The 14,350-nt window shown below is 66.9% G+C and carries 9 protein-coding genes, 1 pseudogene and 1 riboswitch; of the genes and pseudogenes, 8 read left to right on the top strand and 2 right to left on the bottom strand.

What is annotated here, in order from left to right; all coding sequences use genetic code 11:
• Positions 1 to 742, bottom strand: a pseudogene (locus A8G08_RS04465) (DUF4185 domain-containing protein); the annotation flags it as partial.
• 178 nt (positions 743 to 920) lie between these two features.
• Positions 921 to 1,071, top strand: a riboswitch (cyclic di-AMP (ydaO/yuaA leader).
• Between the two features lie 14 nt (positions 1,072 to 1,085).
• Here A8G08_RS04465 and A8G08_RS04460 point away from each other — a divergent pair.
• From A8G08_RS04460 to A8G08_RS04445, 4 genes are all read left to right on the top strand, one after another.
• Entirely contained in the window at positions 1,086 to 1,766 is a 681-nt protein-coding gene (locus A8G08_RS04460; protein WP_068270671.1) for a C40 family peptidase, read from the top strand.
• Between the two features lie 28 nt (positions 1,767 to 1,794).
• Complete coding sequence (locus tag A8G08_RS04455) at positions 1,795 to 2,205, top strand: RNA-binding S4 domain-containing protein (protein WP_068270665.1); 411 nt, start codon at positions 1,795 to 1,797, stop codon at positions 2,203 to 2,205.
• A 547-nt stretch (positions 2,206 to 2,752) separates the two neighbouring features.
• Entirely contained in the window at positions 2,753 to 8,260 is a 5,508-nt protein-coding gene (locus tag A8G08_RS04450) for an ATP-binding protein (RefSeq protein ID WP_068270660.1), read from the top strand.
• A 246-nt stretch (positions 8,261 to 8,506) separates the two neighbouring features.
• Positions 8,507 to 9,082, top strand: coding sequence for an HdeD family acid-resistance protein (locus A8G08_RS04445; protein ID WP_068270656.1), 576 nt, complete (start codon positions 8,507 to 8,509; stop codon positions 9,080 to 9,082).
• A gap of 53 nt (positions 9,083 to 9,135) precedes the next feature.
• Here the strand turns inward: A8G08_RS04445 and A8G08_RS04440 are convergent, their stop codons facing one another.
• Positions 9,136 to 10,131 carry an LLM class F420-dependent oxidoreductase gene (locus A8G08_RS04440; protein ID WP_068270655.1) on the bottom strand — a complete coding sequence of 332 codons (996 nt, stop codon included), beginning with the start codon at positions 10,129 to 10,131 and terminating at the stop codon, positions 9,136 to 9,138.
• Positions 10,132 to 10,488: 357 nt separating this feature from the next.
• On the opposite strand from A8G08_RS04440, the gene A8G08_RS04435 reads away from it, so the two are divergent.
• The 4 genes from A8G08_RS04435 (at position 10,489) to A8G08_RS04420 (ending at position 14,347) form a co-directional block, all read left to right on the top strand.
• Positions 10,489 to 11,589 carry a saccharopine dehydrogenase family protein gene (locus A8G08_RS04435; protein ID WP_068270652.1) on the top strand — a complete coding sequence of 367 codons (1,101 nt, stop codon included), beginning with the start codon at positions 10,489 to 10,491 and terminating at the stop codon, positions 11,587 to 11,589.
• Positions 11,579 to 12,949: a cytochrome P450 gene (locus A8G08_RS04430; RefSeq protein WP_068270649.1), complete on the top strand. Its 1,371-nt coding sequence runs from the start codon at positions 11,579 to 11,581 to the stop codon at positions 12,947 to 12,949. Before A8G08_RS04435 ends, A8G08_RS04430 begins: the two co-directional genes overlap by 11 nt.
• 199 nt (positions 12,950 to 13,148) lie before the next feature.
• Positions 13,149 to 13,499, top strand: coding sequence for a hypothetical protein (locus tag A8G08_RS04425; RefSeq protein ID WP_157108402.1), 351 nt, complete (start codon positions 13,149 to 13,151; stop codon positions 13,497 to 13,499).
• Positions 13,500 to 13,651: 152 nt separating this feature from the next.
• Entirely contained in the window at positions 13,652 to 14,347 is a 696-nt protein-coding gene (locus tag A8G08_RS04420; protein ID WP_068270645.1) for a C39 family peptidase, read from the top strand.
• Positions 14,348 to 14,350 lie beyond the last annotated feature (3 nt).

The following is a 14,350-nucleotide window of genomic DNA, read 5'->3' as shown; positions in this document are numbered from 1 at the left end:
TGCCGAGATCGGTGCCGTTCACCTGCCACCGCTTGTCGGTGCGGTTGATCGAGCTTGCCCCGGTCAGCTTTGCTACCTCGGTCACGGCGCCGATCCGCGGCAGCGGAGGAGCCGGCTGCACCGGCGCGCTCTCGATCGGCGGCGCCGCCGGGGCGGGCGGTGGCGGCTGGTCCTGCGGCGGGCCGGGGATCGGGATACCGAACCAGAAGGGCTTGAAGCTGAAGATGACCCTGTCCGGAACGTTCAGCAGCGCGGACAGGCTGGATTCGTTGGAGCCGCCCGAACCGAAAAACAAGCTCGAGCCGCTCGACCCGCTGGACCCGCTCGACCCGGCCGACCCGTCCAAGCCGCTCGACCCGTTCGATCCGCTCTGATCGGCAGGTAGGTCCGTCAGGTCGGGACAGGGGTTGTCGCACGGGTTGGGCGGCAGCGCCTGCACAGTCCTGGTCGGCACTGTGGTCGGCGCGGGGAACGGCACAGCGGTGACCGCGGGGAAGGGGATGATCAATTCCTGCGTCTTGCCGACAAGTGGCTCGTGCGTCGGCGACGGGTCGGTGACGCACGGCCCGGTGCCGGCGACGGTGGTCGGCGACGGTGTCGAGGTGGTCGCAACGGGGACACCGCCAGACTCCGGAGGCACCGCCTGAGCAGTTCTGTCCTCCGCGATCAAAAGGGTTCCAGCGGCAAAAACCACCGCCGCACCGAAGGCAGCACCACTTCGAGCCGTACGGGATCGATCCATGCCCACCTCCGCATGTCACCGGCGCTTTCCCGCCGGACGTTAACACCCTGGACAGCCGTCCACCTGCGGTTGCTGTAACCAACCCGCGACACGTTCGGTAACGACTAGACAACGAAGGTTTCCGGTCGTAATGTTTCCGTGACTTAGTGAGACACAGCCGGATCACCAGATCCGACCTCACGAAGTACCGCTTAATCGGCACCTCGGTGCCGAGCCGGGGACCCAGGTTCCTTGGGGTGAATCTCCTCAGTCGCTTGCGACAGAGGGGTAGGGCTACTTCCTTAGCCCGAACCCGTCAGCTAACTCGGTCGGCGGACCAGAGGAAGATCGGAGTGCGTCTTTCGTGGGCAAGCACAGTGTGCAGCGCGAATCACGAGTATCTACGCCGGTTCGTGGCGCAATCGTCCTTGGCGCTGTCACCGCTGGAGCGGTAATCGCCCCCGCTGCGCCGGCGATGGCCGCCACGATCAACGTTCCCGGCCTCGGTGACATCAACGTCCCGGACCTGCCGACCCAGCAGCTCGACGAGCTCCAGGCGCTCGCCGACCTCCCGCAGGTGAAGCAGCTCGCAGAGCTTCCGCAGGTCCAGGAGATCGCGAAGCTTCCCCAGGTGCAGGCCTTCACCGGCCAGCTTCCGCAGGTCGCACCGCCGACCCTCCCCGGCATCCCGGACATCATGCACTCGGTCGGCCAGCGCGCCCTCGAAGCCGCCAAGACCAAAGTCGGCGCCCAGTACGTCTGGGGCGCGACCGGCCCGAACTCCTTCGACTGCTCCGGCCTCGTGCAGTGGGCCTACAAGCAGGCCGGCGTGAACATCCCGCGGACCAGCTTCGAGCAGGCCAACGCCGGCATCCCGATTCCGGTCGAGCAGCTCCAGCCCGGCGACATCGTCATCAGCAACGGCGGCAACCACGCCTCGGTCTACGCGGGCAACGGCAACATTCTGGAGGCATCGACCTCCGGCGTTCCGGTCAAGTACACGCCGATCAGCGAGATCGCGGTTTACACCGCGCGTCGCGTCTAGCTTCTCGGGAGCGAGTTAGCCTGCGAAGGTGAGCTCCGCACACCCCGCCACGAATACCTCCGAAACGGCCCGCGTCGATGCATGGACGTGGGCCGTTCGGCTGTTCAAAACCAGGTCTGCGGCCGCCGCGTCGTGCCGCTCGGGACACGTGCGGGTCAATGGTGCGTCCGCCAAGCCGGCGCAGCATGTGCGGCGTGGCGACGAGGTCCGGATCCGGGAGGGTGGCCGCGAGCGCATCGTCGTTGTCGAGCGGATCGTCAACAAGCGGGTCGGGGCGCCGATCGCCGCGGAATGCCTGATCGACAAGAGCCCGCCGCCGCCCCCGCCCGAGGTGCTGGCGTCACTCCCGCGCCGGGATCGCGGCACCGGAAGACCCACGAAACGTGACCGCCGCGAGATCGACAAGCTCCTGCATGGCGAGCCCACCACCGATTTGTGATCTGATTCACAACGAATTGGCGTAATACCCTCGGCTCGCTCCCCGTACTCGCGAGTAGATAAGGGTGCTAGCTGCCCGCTACCACTGCAGACGTCACCACCGAGGAAATCTCAACCGGCACAACCCTACTCGCGAGTACGGCGTCAAGTTGGAATCAATGTCCGAGCACCCCCTCGGCTGGGCCATTTCTCGAAATATCTTGAATCGCAACAACTTACGCTTCCGTAGGTTTGCGTAAGTGCTGGTAGGACCCCTTCCGGGGCAAACGACCAGCGTGACAGCGGCCAATAAATGCGTCATTCTGAGTCCCGAGGGGCCACGCCGGCGACGACGCCGAGCGAGGTTCCGACCGACAGCAGGCACCGGCGCATGTTGACGGGCCGCCAGGCTCGACACCCCGATCCGCACCCGTAACGAGGGATCGATGAGGTTCGAACCACTCCTAAAGCCGGCGGCGTATGCCAGAGCACTTATGACGACACTGGGGCTCCTGTGTGCCAAAACGGCCCAGGAGCCCTGCACGAACGAGGGAACGGCGGGCAAATAGATGTTCAAACGGATTGCGGTAGTCAACCGCGGTGAGGCAGCGGTCCGCCTCATCAAGGCCGTGCGTGAGCTCAATGCCGAATTCGACTACGGCATCCGCGCGATCGCGCTGCACACCGAGGCCGAGCGCCGGGCGATGTTCGTCCGCCAGGCCGACGAGGGCGTCCTGCTTCGTAAGACCGGCGCTGCCGCCACCCCGTACCTCGACCACGCCGAGCTCGAGCGTGCGCTGATCGAGGCCAAAGCCGACGCCGTGTGGGTCGGCTGGGGCTTCGTCGCAGAGGACCCGGCGTTCGCGACGCTGTGTGCCAAACTCAACATCACCTTCATCGGCCCGTCTGCCAAGGCTATGCAGCTGCTCGGCGACAAGGTCGAGGCCAAGCTCCTCGCAGAGAAGGTCGGCGTTCCCGTTGCCCCCTGGTCGGGCGGCCCCGTGGAGACCCGTGCGGACGCCCGTCGGCACGCCCACGCGATCGGTTACCCGCTCATCATCAAGGCCCGCTCCGGTGGCGGTGGCCGCGGTATCCGCAAGGTCTTCGCCGAGGACGAGCTCGAGCTCGCGCTCGAGCGCACCCAGGGTGAGGCCGAGCGCTCGTTCGGCGACCCTGTCGTCTTCCTGGAGCGCCTCGTCACCGACGCCCGCCACGTCGAAGTGCAGTGCATCGCCGACTCGCACGGCAATGTCTGGGCACCGGGCGTGCGCGACTGCTCGATCCAGCGCAAGAACCAGAAGGTCATCGAGGAGTCTGCCTCCCCGGTGATGAGCAAGGAGCAGGCCGATCACCTGCGCCAAGTTTCGCGCGATCTCATCAAGGCGGCCGGCTACTGCGGTGCGGCCACCGTCGAGTTCCTCTACCAGCCCGAGCAGAAAGTCTTCACCTTCCTCGAGGTGAACACCCGCCTGCAGGTCGAGCACCCGATCACTGAGGTCACCACCGGACTCGACCTGGTGAAACTGCAGATCAAGGTCGCCTCCGGCGACAAGCTCGAAGGTGAGTGCCCGGGCGAGTGGGGCCACGCGATCGAGGCGCGGCTCAACGCCGAGGACGCCGACAACGGCTTCGCGCCCGCGCCGGGCTCGGTGCAGCTGCTGCGCTTCCCGCTCGGCTCCGGCGTCCGCGTCGACACCGGTATCGCCGACGGCGACGTCATCCCGCCGGACTACGACTCGATGGTCGCCAAGGTCATCGCGTGGGGCAAGGACCGCTCCGAGGCGCTGGGCCGCCTCCGTCGCGCGCTGCGCGATACCACCGTCGTGCTCGACGGCGGCACCACCACCAAGTCCTTCCTGCTCAACCTGCTCGACCGCGAGGAAGTCATCTCGGGCTCGGCCGACACCGGCTGGCTCGACCGCACCGGCGCGGGCACGAGCAACGGCCCGACCGCCCTGGCGAACGTCGCGCTGATCGCGGCCGCGGTCCAGGTCTACGACGGCGAGGAGGCCCGCGAGCGCGCTGCCTTCCTGTCGTCCGCGCGCGGTGGCCGCCCCCGCGCCAGCCATGCCATCGGCCGCAAGGTCGAGCTGAGCTACCTTGGCCAGAGCTACAAGTTCGTGGTCGGCCAGACCGGACCGCACCGGTACCGGATCGAGACCGACACCACCGACTTCGAGGTCGGCCGCGACGTACTCGGTGAGTACGAGAGCCGCCTCACCGTGGGCGATCGTTCGCATCAGGTCGTTTCCATCGCGGGCCCGACCCACTACCTCGTCGAGGTGGATGGTGTCTCCCATCAGGTCAGCCAGGACGAGGCCGGTCTCGTGCGCGCACCCGCGCCCGCCGTGGTCGTTGCCGTCCCGGTCGCCATCGGCGACACCGTCGAGGCCGGTGCGACGCTGGTCGTGCTCGAGTCCATGAAGATGGAGACCGCGGTCCGTGCGCCCTACGCCGGCCGGGTTCGCGAGATCAACGCGATCGTCAACTCGCAGGTCGACGCCGGTGCCGCGCTGCTTCGCGTGGACAAGGCCGAGCCGACCCGCCGCAAGCTCGGCTTCGACATGAACCTCGCCGACGAGGCCGCCGCACCGGCCAAGCGCGTCGAGTTCAACGGAGTCCACGCCACCGCGGGCAACGCCCGGTGCGAGGCGCTGGCCAAGCTCGACTCGTTGACCTCACTGATCACCGGCTTCGACGTGAGCGCCGAGCGGGCCCGCGCGCTGCTTGCCGAGTACGAGGCGCTGCGCTCCGAGCTGCCGACCAACGACTCGGAGCTGATCGGCGCCGAACTTGCGCTGCTCACCGTGTTCGCCGATATCTGCGAGCTGTCCCGCAACCGTCCGACGACCGAGGACGACGAGGCGGAGGCTGTGCACAGCCCCCGCGAGTTCTTCCACTCGTACCTCCTGTCGCTGGACGTGGACGTGGAGAAGCTGCCCGAGTCGTTCAAGACCCGGCTCGCGCACGCCCTGCGCCACTACGACGTCGCGGATCTCACCCGCAGCTCCGAGCTGGAGGAGGCCGTCTACCGCCTCTTCCTGGCTCTGCAGCGCATCGATAACCAGGCGCCGGTGATTGCCGGGCTGCTCGAGCGGGCGCTGGCCGACCTGCCGGCTCAGATCGAGCCGCCGGCCACCCTTGCCGAGGTACTCGACCGGGTCATCATCGCGACCCAGGTCCGCTTCCCGGTGATCGGCGACATCGCGCGTAACCTGCGCTTCCGCTACTTCGACGAGCCCGCCATCCGGCGCGACCGGCGTCCGGTCTACGACGGTGTGCGCGGCAGCCTGCAATACCTCGTCGAGAACCCGTCCACGGCGGACTACACCGAGCGCATCGAGCGCATCGTCGAGACCACCGAGCCGCTCGCCGGAATGCTCAGCGCGTGGAACTCGGACCCGGCTCCTCTGCTCGAGGCCATCACTCGGCAGTACTACCGGATCCGCGGCCTCGAGGACGTGAAGGCGTTCGATCGCGACGGCGTCCACGTCGTCACGGGCACGTTCGTCCTCGCCGGCGAGCCGGTCGAGCTTGCGTCGGCGGTGGCGAAGCGCGATTCGCTGCCGGCGACGCTGGACCTGCTCGCCGAGCTGTCCAGCCCCGCGCCGGAGAACCGCGTGGTGGATGTCTACCTACGCTGGGCCGACGCGCCGAGCGACCGCAACGAGCTCGTTACGACCCTGCGGGGTCTGCTCACCGCGCACCCCGCCGCACTGGGCTGGCGTCGCACCACGTTCACCGTTCTCGGCAGTGACGAGACCGAGATTCGCCACGTCACCTTCCGCCGGACCGCGGATGGTGTCGCCGAAGACTTGCTCGTGCGTGACATGCACCCGCTCACCGGTCAGCGCCTGAACCTGTGGCGGCTCAAGAACTTCGACCTCACGCGGCTCACCGCCCCGGCCGATTCCTACCTGTACCACGTTGTGGCCAAGGAGAATTCGACCGACGAGCGGCTCATCGCGATGGCTGAGATCCGGGACGTCACCATCCAGCGCGACGACGCCGGCGAGATCATCACGATCCCCGGTATCGAGCGTGCGGTTGCGTCCTGCATGGACGGCATCCGGCGTGAGCAGGCCAAGCGTGGCAACAAGCGGATCGATAACAACCGCGTGGTGCTCTACGTGTGGCCCGTCCTCGACGTACCGGTTGACCAATTCACTTCCATTGCAAAGCGTTTCGCCCCGCTGACCAGCGGTGCGGGACTCGAGGAAGTCACCTTCATTTGCCGCGTGCGGGAATCCGCCGACGCGGTGCCGCAGGACCACGCGGTGCGTCTGTCGTACCGGTCCGGTGCAGGCGTCGTGGCGCTGGCCACCGAGCCGCCCACCGAGCCGATGCGTCCGCTCGATGAGTACACCCAGAAGGTCCAGCGCTCCCGGGCGCGCGGCACCGTCTACCCGTACGAGCTGGTGCCGATCCTCACCGGAACGCAGGGATCGTTCACCGAGTACGACTTCGACGCGTCGGGCAAGTTCGTCGCGGTCGACCGGCCGTACGGCCAGAACAAGGCCGGCATCATCGCCGGTCTCGTCACCACCCCGACCGATCGCTACCCCGAGGGCATGACCCGCGTCGCGCTGTTCGGTGACCCGACCCGCGCGCTTGGCACGGTCGCCGAGGCGGAGTGCTCGCGCATCGTGGCCGGTATCGACCTCGCCGAGCAGCTCGGTGTCCCGGTCGAATGGTTCGCGCTCTCATCCGGCGCGACGATCGCGATGCACAGCGGCACCGAGAACATGGACTGGGTGTCGCGCGGTCTGCGGCGGATCATCACGTTCACCCAGAACGGTGGCGAGATCAACATCATCGTGGCCGGCATCAACGTCGGCGCACAGCCGTACTGGAACGCCGAAGCCACGATGCTGCAGCACACCAAGGGCATCCTGGTCATGACGCCGGACAGTGCAATGGTGCTGACCGGCAAGCAGTCGCTGGACTACTCCGGTGGCGTCTCCGCCGAGGACAACTACGGCATCGGCGGCTACGACCGCGTCATGGGTCCGAACGGCCAGGCGCAGTACTGGGCGCCGAACCTGACCGCGGCGTGCGAGGTGCTGTTCGCGCACTACGAGCACGCGTATATCGCTCCGGGCGAACGGTTCCCGCGCCTCGCGCCGTCGGCCGACCCGGTCGACCGCGATGTGTGCACCTTCCCGCACGTTCACCCGTCCAGCGACTTCACCACGGTTGGCGACATCTTCTCCAAGGAGACGAACGCCGAACGCAAGAAGCCGTTCGACATCCGCACGGTGATGCGCGCGGTTGTCGACCAGGACCACGCCGTGCTCGAGCGCTGGGCCGATATGGTCGGCGCCGAGACCTCGGTGGTGTTCGACGCGCATCTGGCCGGCAACCCGATCACGGTGATCGGCATCGAGTCTCGCTCGGTGCCGCGCAAGGGCTGGACCCCCGCGGACGGCCCGGACACCTGGACCTCGGGCACGCTGTTCCCGCAGTCGTCGAAGAAGACGGCCCGCGCGATCAACGCCGCGAGCGGCAACCGCCCGGTTGTCGTACTGGCCAATCTCTCCGGCTTCGACGGTTCGCCCGAGTCGCTGCGCAACATCCAGCTCGAGTACGGCGCTGAGATCGGCCGTGCGATCGTCAACTTCGACGGCCCGATCGTGTTCTGCGTTGTCTCGCGGTACCACGGTGGCGCGTTCGTGGTGTTCTCCGGAACGCTGAACGACAACATGGAGGTGCTCGCGGTCGAGGGCTCCTACGCCTCGGTCATCGGTGGCGCGCCCGCCGCCGCGGTGGTGTTCACCCGAGAGGTGAACGCGCGCACCGCCGCCGACCCGGACGTGAAGGCACTCGAGACGGAACTCGCCGCGACCACGGACGAGGCACGCCGCTCGGACCTGCGGATCGAACTGGCCACCAAGCGGACTGCGGTGCGCTCAGACAAGCTGGGCGAGGTTGCACAGGAGTTCGAGGCGATCCACAACATCGATCGCGCCCGCGAGGTCGGTTCGGTGCACACGATCGTGCCTGCGGTGGAGCTGCGCCCGCAGATCGCCGCGGCCGTCGAGCGCGGCATGGGCCGGACGCTGGCCAAGAAGGGCTAACCACCACCCGAAGTGACAGCACCGGCCGCCGAGCGAAATGCTCGGCGGCCGATGCTTTTTTCGTCGACGCACCGTATTCGCAAATTCGGTATCGGATCGCTTCGATTGTTAATCCGCCCATTTCGGAGCCATCGGTGCATAATTCGGGTGTCCCGACCCGGACCGGCGCGCAGCCAGCGGAGCGCCCCAGAACAACCGCTGCCGCGCGTTCGGTAGCCGGGTCCGCCCGAACCGAGGGAGTGCGCGATGACCACACGTGTCGAAGTCATCGAGTTCAACAGGAACATCTGGTGGATCATGGTGGTGCGCGGCCTGATCGGCATCATCTTCGGCTTCATCGCGCTGATCTGGCCGGAAATCACGCTGTGGGCGATCGTCTGGGTGTTCGGCATATACGCGATCATCGACGGAATCATCGCCCTGGTCCACGTCTTGCGGGGCGAAAAGGCCGAACACTGGGTCTGGTCGCTACTTCTCGGCCTCGTCGCGGTCGGCGCCGGCATCGTCTGCATTGTCTGGCCGGACATCACCGTTCTCGTCCTGGTATACATCGTCGCCTTCTACGCCATCCTGTTCGGTGTGATCGGTCTCGCCTCGGCGATCTCCCGGCGCAAGACGCCCGGTCCAGCCTGGTTCCTGCAGATCGCGGCGAGTGTCCTGGCAATCATCTTCGGCATCATTCTGTTGGTGCACCCGGACTTCAGCGTCAAGATTTTCGTCTACCTGCTCGGCGGCTGGGCGATATTCTTCGGAATCCTGCTGACTGCGGCGGGGTTCCAGCTCAAGACCGAGTTGAACAGGGCCGAAGACACAACCGTCTGACAAGTGCGACACGGCCCGGCGTCTCGGCGCCGGGCCGTGCTGCGTCCAGGTTTTCAGTTCCGTGCGTACGCGGTGCGCAGTTTGTCGAGCAGCGGTTCGGCCGCCTCCTTGAAGAACAGTTCCTGCCCCTCATCGCCGATCTGAACGAGCGCGATATCGGTGAACCCGGCCTTCCAGAATGGGCGCACGGATTCCACGATGGCATCGAGATCCGGTCCGCAGGCGATATTCTCGGCGACATCCTCGGGCCGGACGAACTGCGGAGCGGCCGAGAATCCAGCCGGAGTCCGCAGATCCGCATTCACCGGCCAGCCGCCGCCGAACCAGCGGAACTGTTCATGCGCCCGCTCGATCGCTCGCTCGCGGTCCGGATCCCACGAGATCGGAATCTGCCCGATCGACCTTGTGCCACCTGGTAATTCGGTGCACTGACGCCGCCCGTGATGCCACGCCTCCACCAAGTCGCTTTCCGGCTCCACAGCGATGAGGTGATCGGCGGAGGTCGAGAAGCGAGTCGCTGCCTCCGGGCCGGAAACCGCTACCGCGATCGGCACCGGCTGGTCGGGCAGATCCCAGATCCGTGCCGAATCCACCTGAAAGTGCTTGCCGTGCCAGTCGACCAGCTCGCCGCTGTGCAGCCGGCGGATCAGCCGCACAGCCTCGTCGAGCATGTCCTGGCGGGTGCGCACCGAGGGCCACCCGCGCCCCACCACGTGCTCGTTGAGCGACTCTCCGCTGCCGAGACCGAGCGTGAACCTGCCATCGGCCAGGATCTGCATCGTCGCGGCCTTCTGCGCCACCACCGCCGGGTGGTAGCGCATGGTCGGGCATGTCACGTAGGTCATCAGCTCGATGCGCTCGGTGGCGTGCGCGGCCGCGCCCAGCACCGACCATGCGTAGGCCGCATGTCCCTGCGCAGTCAACCACGGTGAAAAGTGATCGCTGCTGACCGCGAAATCAAACCCGGCTCGCTCTGCTTCGACCGCGTATCGAACGAGTTCCTTCGGTCCGCTTTGCTCGGTCATCATTGTGTAGCCGAACCTGGTCATGATTGTGTTTCCTCCCCTGCAAAACCCTCGTTCAACGGCACACCCGTAGGTCGCCGCCGAAACCCCCGTTGACAATCCTCGCACTAACCCGAGAGGGCGTTACGCGCTGCGAACGATTCTGTTCGCAGTGATGTCCAGGATTGGCAAATCGCCGACGGACGCGCACAATTTCCCGCCACCGCGCATGCCCAGACATGCGCGCTCCCGGGAAAAGGCGTGCGGCGAATGATTTGTTCACCGCGACCCACGGCATTGGCGATTCGCCAACAAGAGCGCAGACTCGTCGGTGTACGCCGGCGAATTGGAGGTCGGTGCGTAGTCGGTCGACGGCACGCAGCGTCGTCCGGGGAGGATGCAATGACGTCACGAATCGTGCTGTACGGAGCCACTGGCTATACCGGCAGACTCACTGCCACGGAATTGGTGGCGCGCGGCCTCGAACCGGTGCTCGCTGGGCGAAACGCGATTGCGGTGCGCCAGCTTGCCAATGAACTCGGTGGGCTGCCGACGGCGACCGCCGACGCCGCGGACCCCGATTCCGTACGGAACCTGGTCGGGCGCGGCGATGTGCTGCTCTCCACCGTCGGCCCGTTCCACCGATTCGGCGCACCCGCAGCGGAGGCCGCCATCGCCGCCGGTGCGCATTACATCGACTCCACCGGCGAGCAGGCCTTCATTCGCCGGGTGTTCGAAGAGTGGGGCCCGCAGGCTCGCACTGCCGGCGTCTCATTGCTGACCGCGTTCGGATTCGATTACGTACCCGGAAATCTCGCTGCGGCGCTCGCGCTGGACGAGGCGGGCAAGGATGCCACGTCGGTCGTCGTCGGCTATTTCACCCGCGGTCGCGCGGATGTCAGCAAGGGCACCGTCACCAGCGCCGCCCAGGCGATGCTCGAGCCCGGCTTCAGCTGGAAGTCGGGTGAGCTGCGCACCGAGACCGTGGGCCACGACCTGCTCCGGCACCGGATGCCCGGCGGCCGGACCCGCAGCACGGTTTCGGTGTCGTCCACCGAACATTTCGCGTTGCCGCGGGTGTATCCGCAGCTCCGCGAGGTCCGGGTCGGTCTCGGCGCCCTGGGCGCGGCCACGCCGGTGGTGTGGGCGCTCGGCCGCGTGAGCCAGGAGGTGCTCCGCATCCCGGGTCTGCGTGATCGCGTGCGGAATGTCGTCATCGCACGGCTGCCCGGGTCCGGCGGCGGTCCGAGCGAGGAGCACAACGCCACGTCCGGCTGCCTGGTCACCGCGCATGCCTCCGCCGCGGACGGCACCGAACTCTCCCGTGTGGTGCTCGAGGGACCGAGCGTCTACGGGTTCACTGCCAAGGCGCTCGCCTGGGGCGCGGACCAGTTGCTCGGCGGCGTAGCCAAGGACGTCGGCGCGGTCGGCCCGGTGGACGCCTTCGGGCTCGATGAACTCGAAAGCGGCTGTGCCAGTATCGGATTGAAACGTGTGGACTGAAGCGCCGCCGGGTAGCCGGCGGGCACGGCTACGGCAGCGGATCAATTGGCTATCCCTGCACGGGGTTATCCGCGCCGCGACCTCGGTCGGCCTCCGGCACGGCGAGTTACAGGCGCGACTGCTGGCCGACCCGAAGGTGCGCGAGAACCCGGTGGCGTTCTACGACGAACTGCGTGCGCGCGGTTCGATGGTGCGCAGCAGGATCGGGCACATCGCGGTCGGCTATGACGCTGCCTACGAGGTGCTGCGGTCCGACGCCTTCACGACACTTCCGTACGGCGGGCGGATGCCAAAACCGTTACGGCGCCTGGAGGAAAGCACCCGGGTGGCCCGGTTGCATCCGCTGCGGCCACCGTCGCTGCTCGCGGTGGAACCGCCGGACCACACTCGCTACCGCAAGACGGTATCCGCGGTTTTCACCCGCCGGGCGGTAACGGAGCTCGAAGACAGCGTAAAGCTGACCGCCACCGGACTGCTCGCCGGACTGGATGCCTGTGCGCGCGAAAACCCCGACTCCACAATCGATCTCGTGCACGAGTACTGCTCCCAGCTACCGGTTGCCATCATCAGCGAGATCCTCGGCGTGGCGGAAGCCGACCGCTCGAAGGTGCTCGTCCTCGGCGAGCTGGCGGCGCCGAGCCTCGATATCGGACTGGATTGGCCGACGTACCTCGAGGTCGAGCGGGGCATCGCCGATTTCAACGCCTGGCTGCAAGGGCATATCCAGAATCTGAAGCGCGCCAATGGCGATGACCTGCTGAGTCGGCTGATCCGCACCTCTCAGGACGGCGAGTACCTCACCGACCTCGAGCTCGAGGCCACCGCGGGCCTGGTACTGGGTGCCGGATTCGAGACAACGGTGAATTTGCTCGGCAACGGCATCCGCCTGCTGCTCGACAACCCCGATCAGCTCGCCAAGCTGCAACAACGCCCCGAGCTGTGGCCGAACGCCGTCGAGGAGATCCTGCGGTTCGATTCACCGATCCAGCTGAGCGCGCGGCTGGCCCGCGAAGACACCGAGATCGAAGGCGTCCGTGTGCGGAAGGGGCAGGCGGTGGTGGCCTACCTCGCGGCGGCCAACCGCGATCCCGCCGTGTTCACCGATCCGAATAGCTTCGATGTCGAGCGGCCGAACGCGAACAAGCACCTGTCGTTCTCAGGCGGCAGGCACTTCTGCCTCGGGGCCGCGCTGGCCAGGGCCGAGGGCGAGGTAGGCCTGCGGACACTGTTCGACCGCTACCCGAGCATGGGCCTCGCCGGTCCCGCGGAGCGCCGACCGACGCGCGTATTGCGCGGCTGGACATCACTTCCGGTGACGCTCGGGCAGCCGGTCGCCAGCACGCCGGCCGAGTCGGCCTAGGCCGATTCCCGGGTGCGGATGCCGTCCGCCCGCGAACGCCGTTCAGCTACTGAGCCGCCGCTCTCCGCGTGCGACCGCCGCGATCAGTCAGGCGGGGGCGAGCATCGAGACGAGCATCGACCCGACGCTGCTGACCATGGGCATGGTTGGTACCAGCATGCTCGGAGGTCCTTGGTGTCGGCGCGATCGCCGGCGTGGTGTGGATCGGCGTGAACCTCGACTACAAGGCGATGCGGACCGGAAACAGAACCTGATCAACTGGTTACGCGAGACGTTCGGCACCGCTCGTGGCAGTACCGCGCGCATGCTCGAGGTCGCACTGTCCACGGCCCGTCCCGAGATCGTCATCCGCTACCGCGACCAGCTGCGCACGAACATGGAACAGGTGCAGCAACAGATCGTCGACGCCAAAGAGGCGGCCCGACTCGATGCCGCCACCCGCGAGCAGACCCTGACGAAGCTGACCGGCAACCAGCGCACCGTGAACGCCAAGATCGCCGAGATCGAGACGCTGATCGCCGACCTCACTGCGGTCCGGCACGCCGGCTGAACTGCCGCGAAGAATTTCTTTCAACCCGGGGAACTTTTGGCGACCGACCCGCATCTGACGGTGTGAAGCCCACAGCGCGGCAACCGCCACCCCGGAAGGAACCCCAATGACGAACCCCACCAACCCCACCACCGTCACCATCCCGTTTCGAGGTGCCCGACCTCGGGCCGGTTCTCGATTCGGAGCCGGGGACGGACGACGTTCACGGAAACCCGGATGCCTTCGCGGACAACTGGTTCTATCAGGAGAAGCAGGGCTACTGCGGCCCGTCGACCGCCGCGCAGATTCTGTCGGAGTACACCGGCCTCGACATCAAAGATCCCGAACAGCTCGCGTATCGCGTCACCGAACTCGGACTGTGGGCCGAGGGAGATCCCGGTCTTGGAATGACTCTGCGCGGGATCGAGACGCTGCTAGCGGATCAGGGCGTGCCGGCCCATATCGAGCGCGGCGGCACCCTCGAGGACCTCGAACAGAAGCTCGACGCGGGCTACGGCGTGATCGCCATGGTCGACTCGGGAGAGATCTGGAATCGGGACGGCGAGAAAGTCGAAGACAACACCGCCAACCACGTCCTGGTCGTGACCGCTATCGACGAAGCGCGCGGCGTCGTCGTCTTGTCCGACAGCGGTAACCCGATCGGCAACGAACTGACGATCCCCATCGAGCAGTTCGAGGACGCGTGGGCCGGCTCCAACAACGCGATCCGCGTCGCCGATGACCCCGACCCGAACCTGGTCGATCCCGACGCCGCCCTGGTCACCGCCACGTCCGAGGAAGACCGTGGCTGGGCGATCGTTGCCCTGGTCCGTGGACTCGTGGACAGAGTTTTCGGGGTCCGGCGCTAGAAC

It is taken from the genome of Aldersonia kunmingensis, from assembly GCF_001646865.1.
Classification (GTDB): Bacteria; Actinomycetota; Actinomycetes; order Mycobacteriales; family Mycobacteriaceae; genus Aldersonia; species Aldersonia kunmingensis.
This window is presented reverse-complemented; position numbering and strand designations above follow the sequence as displayed.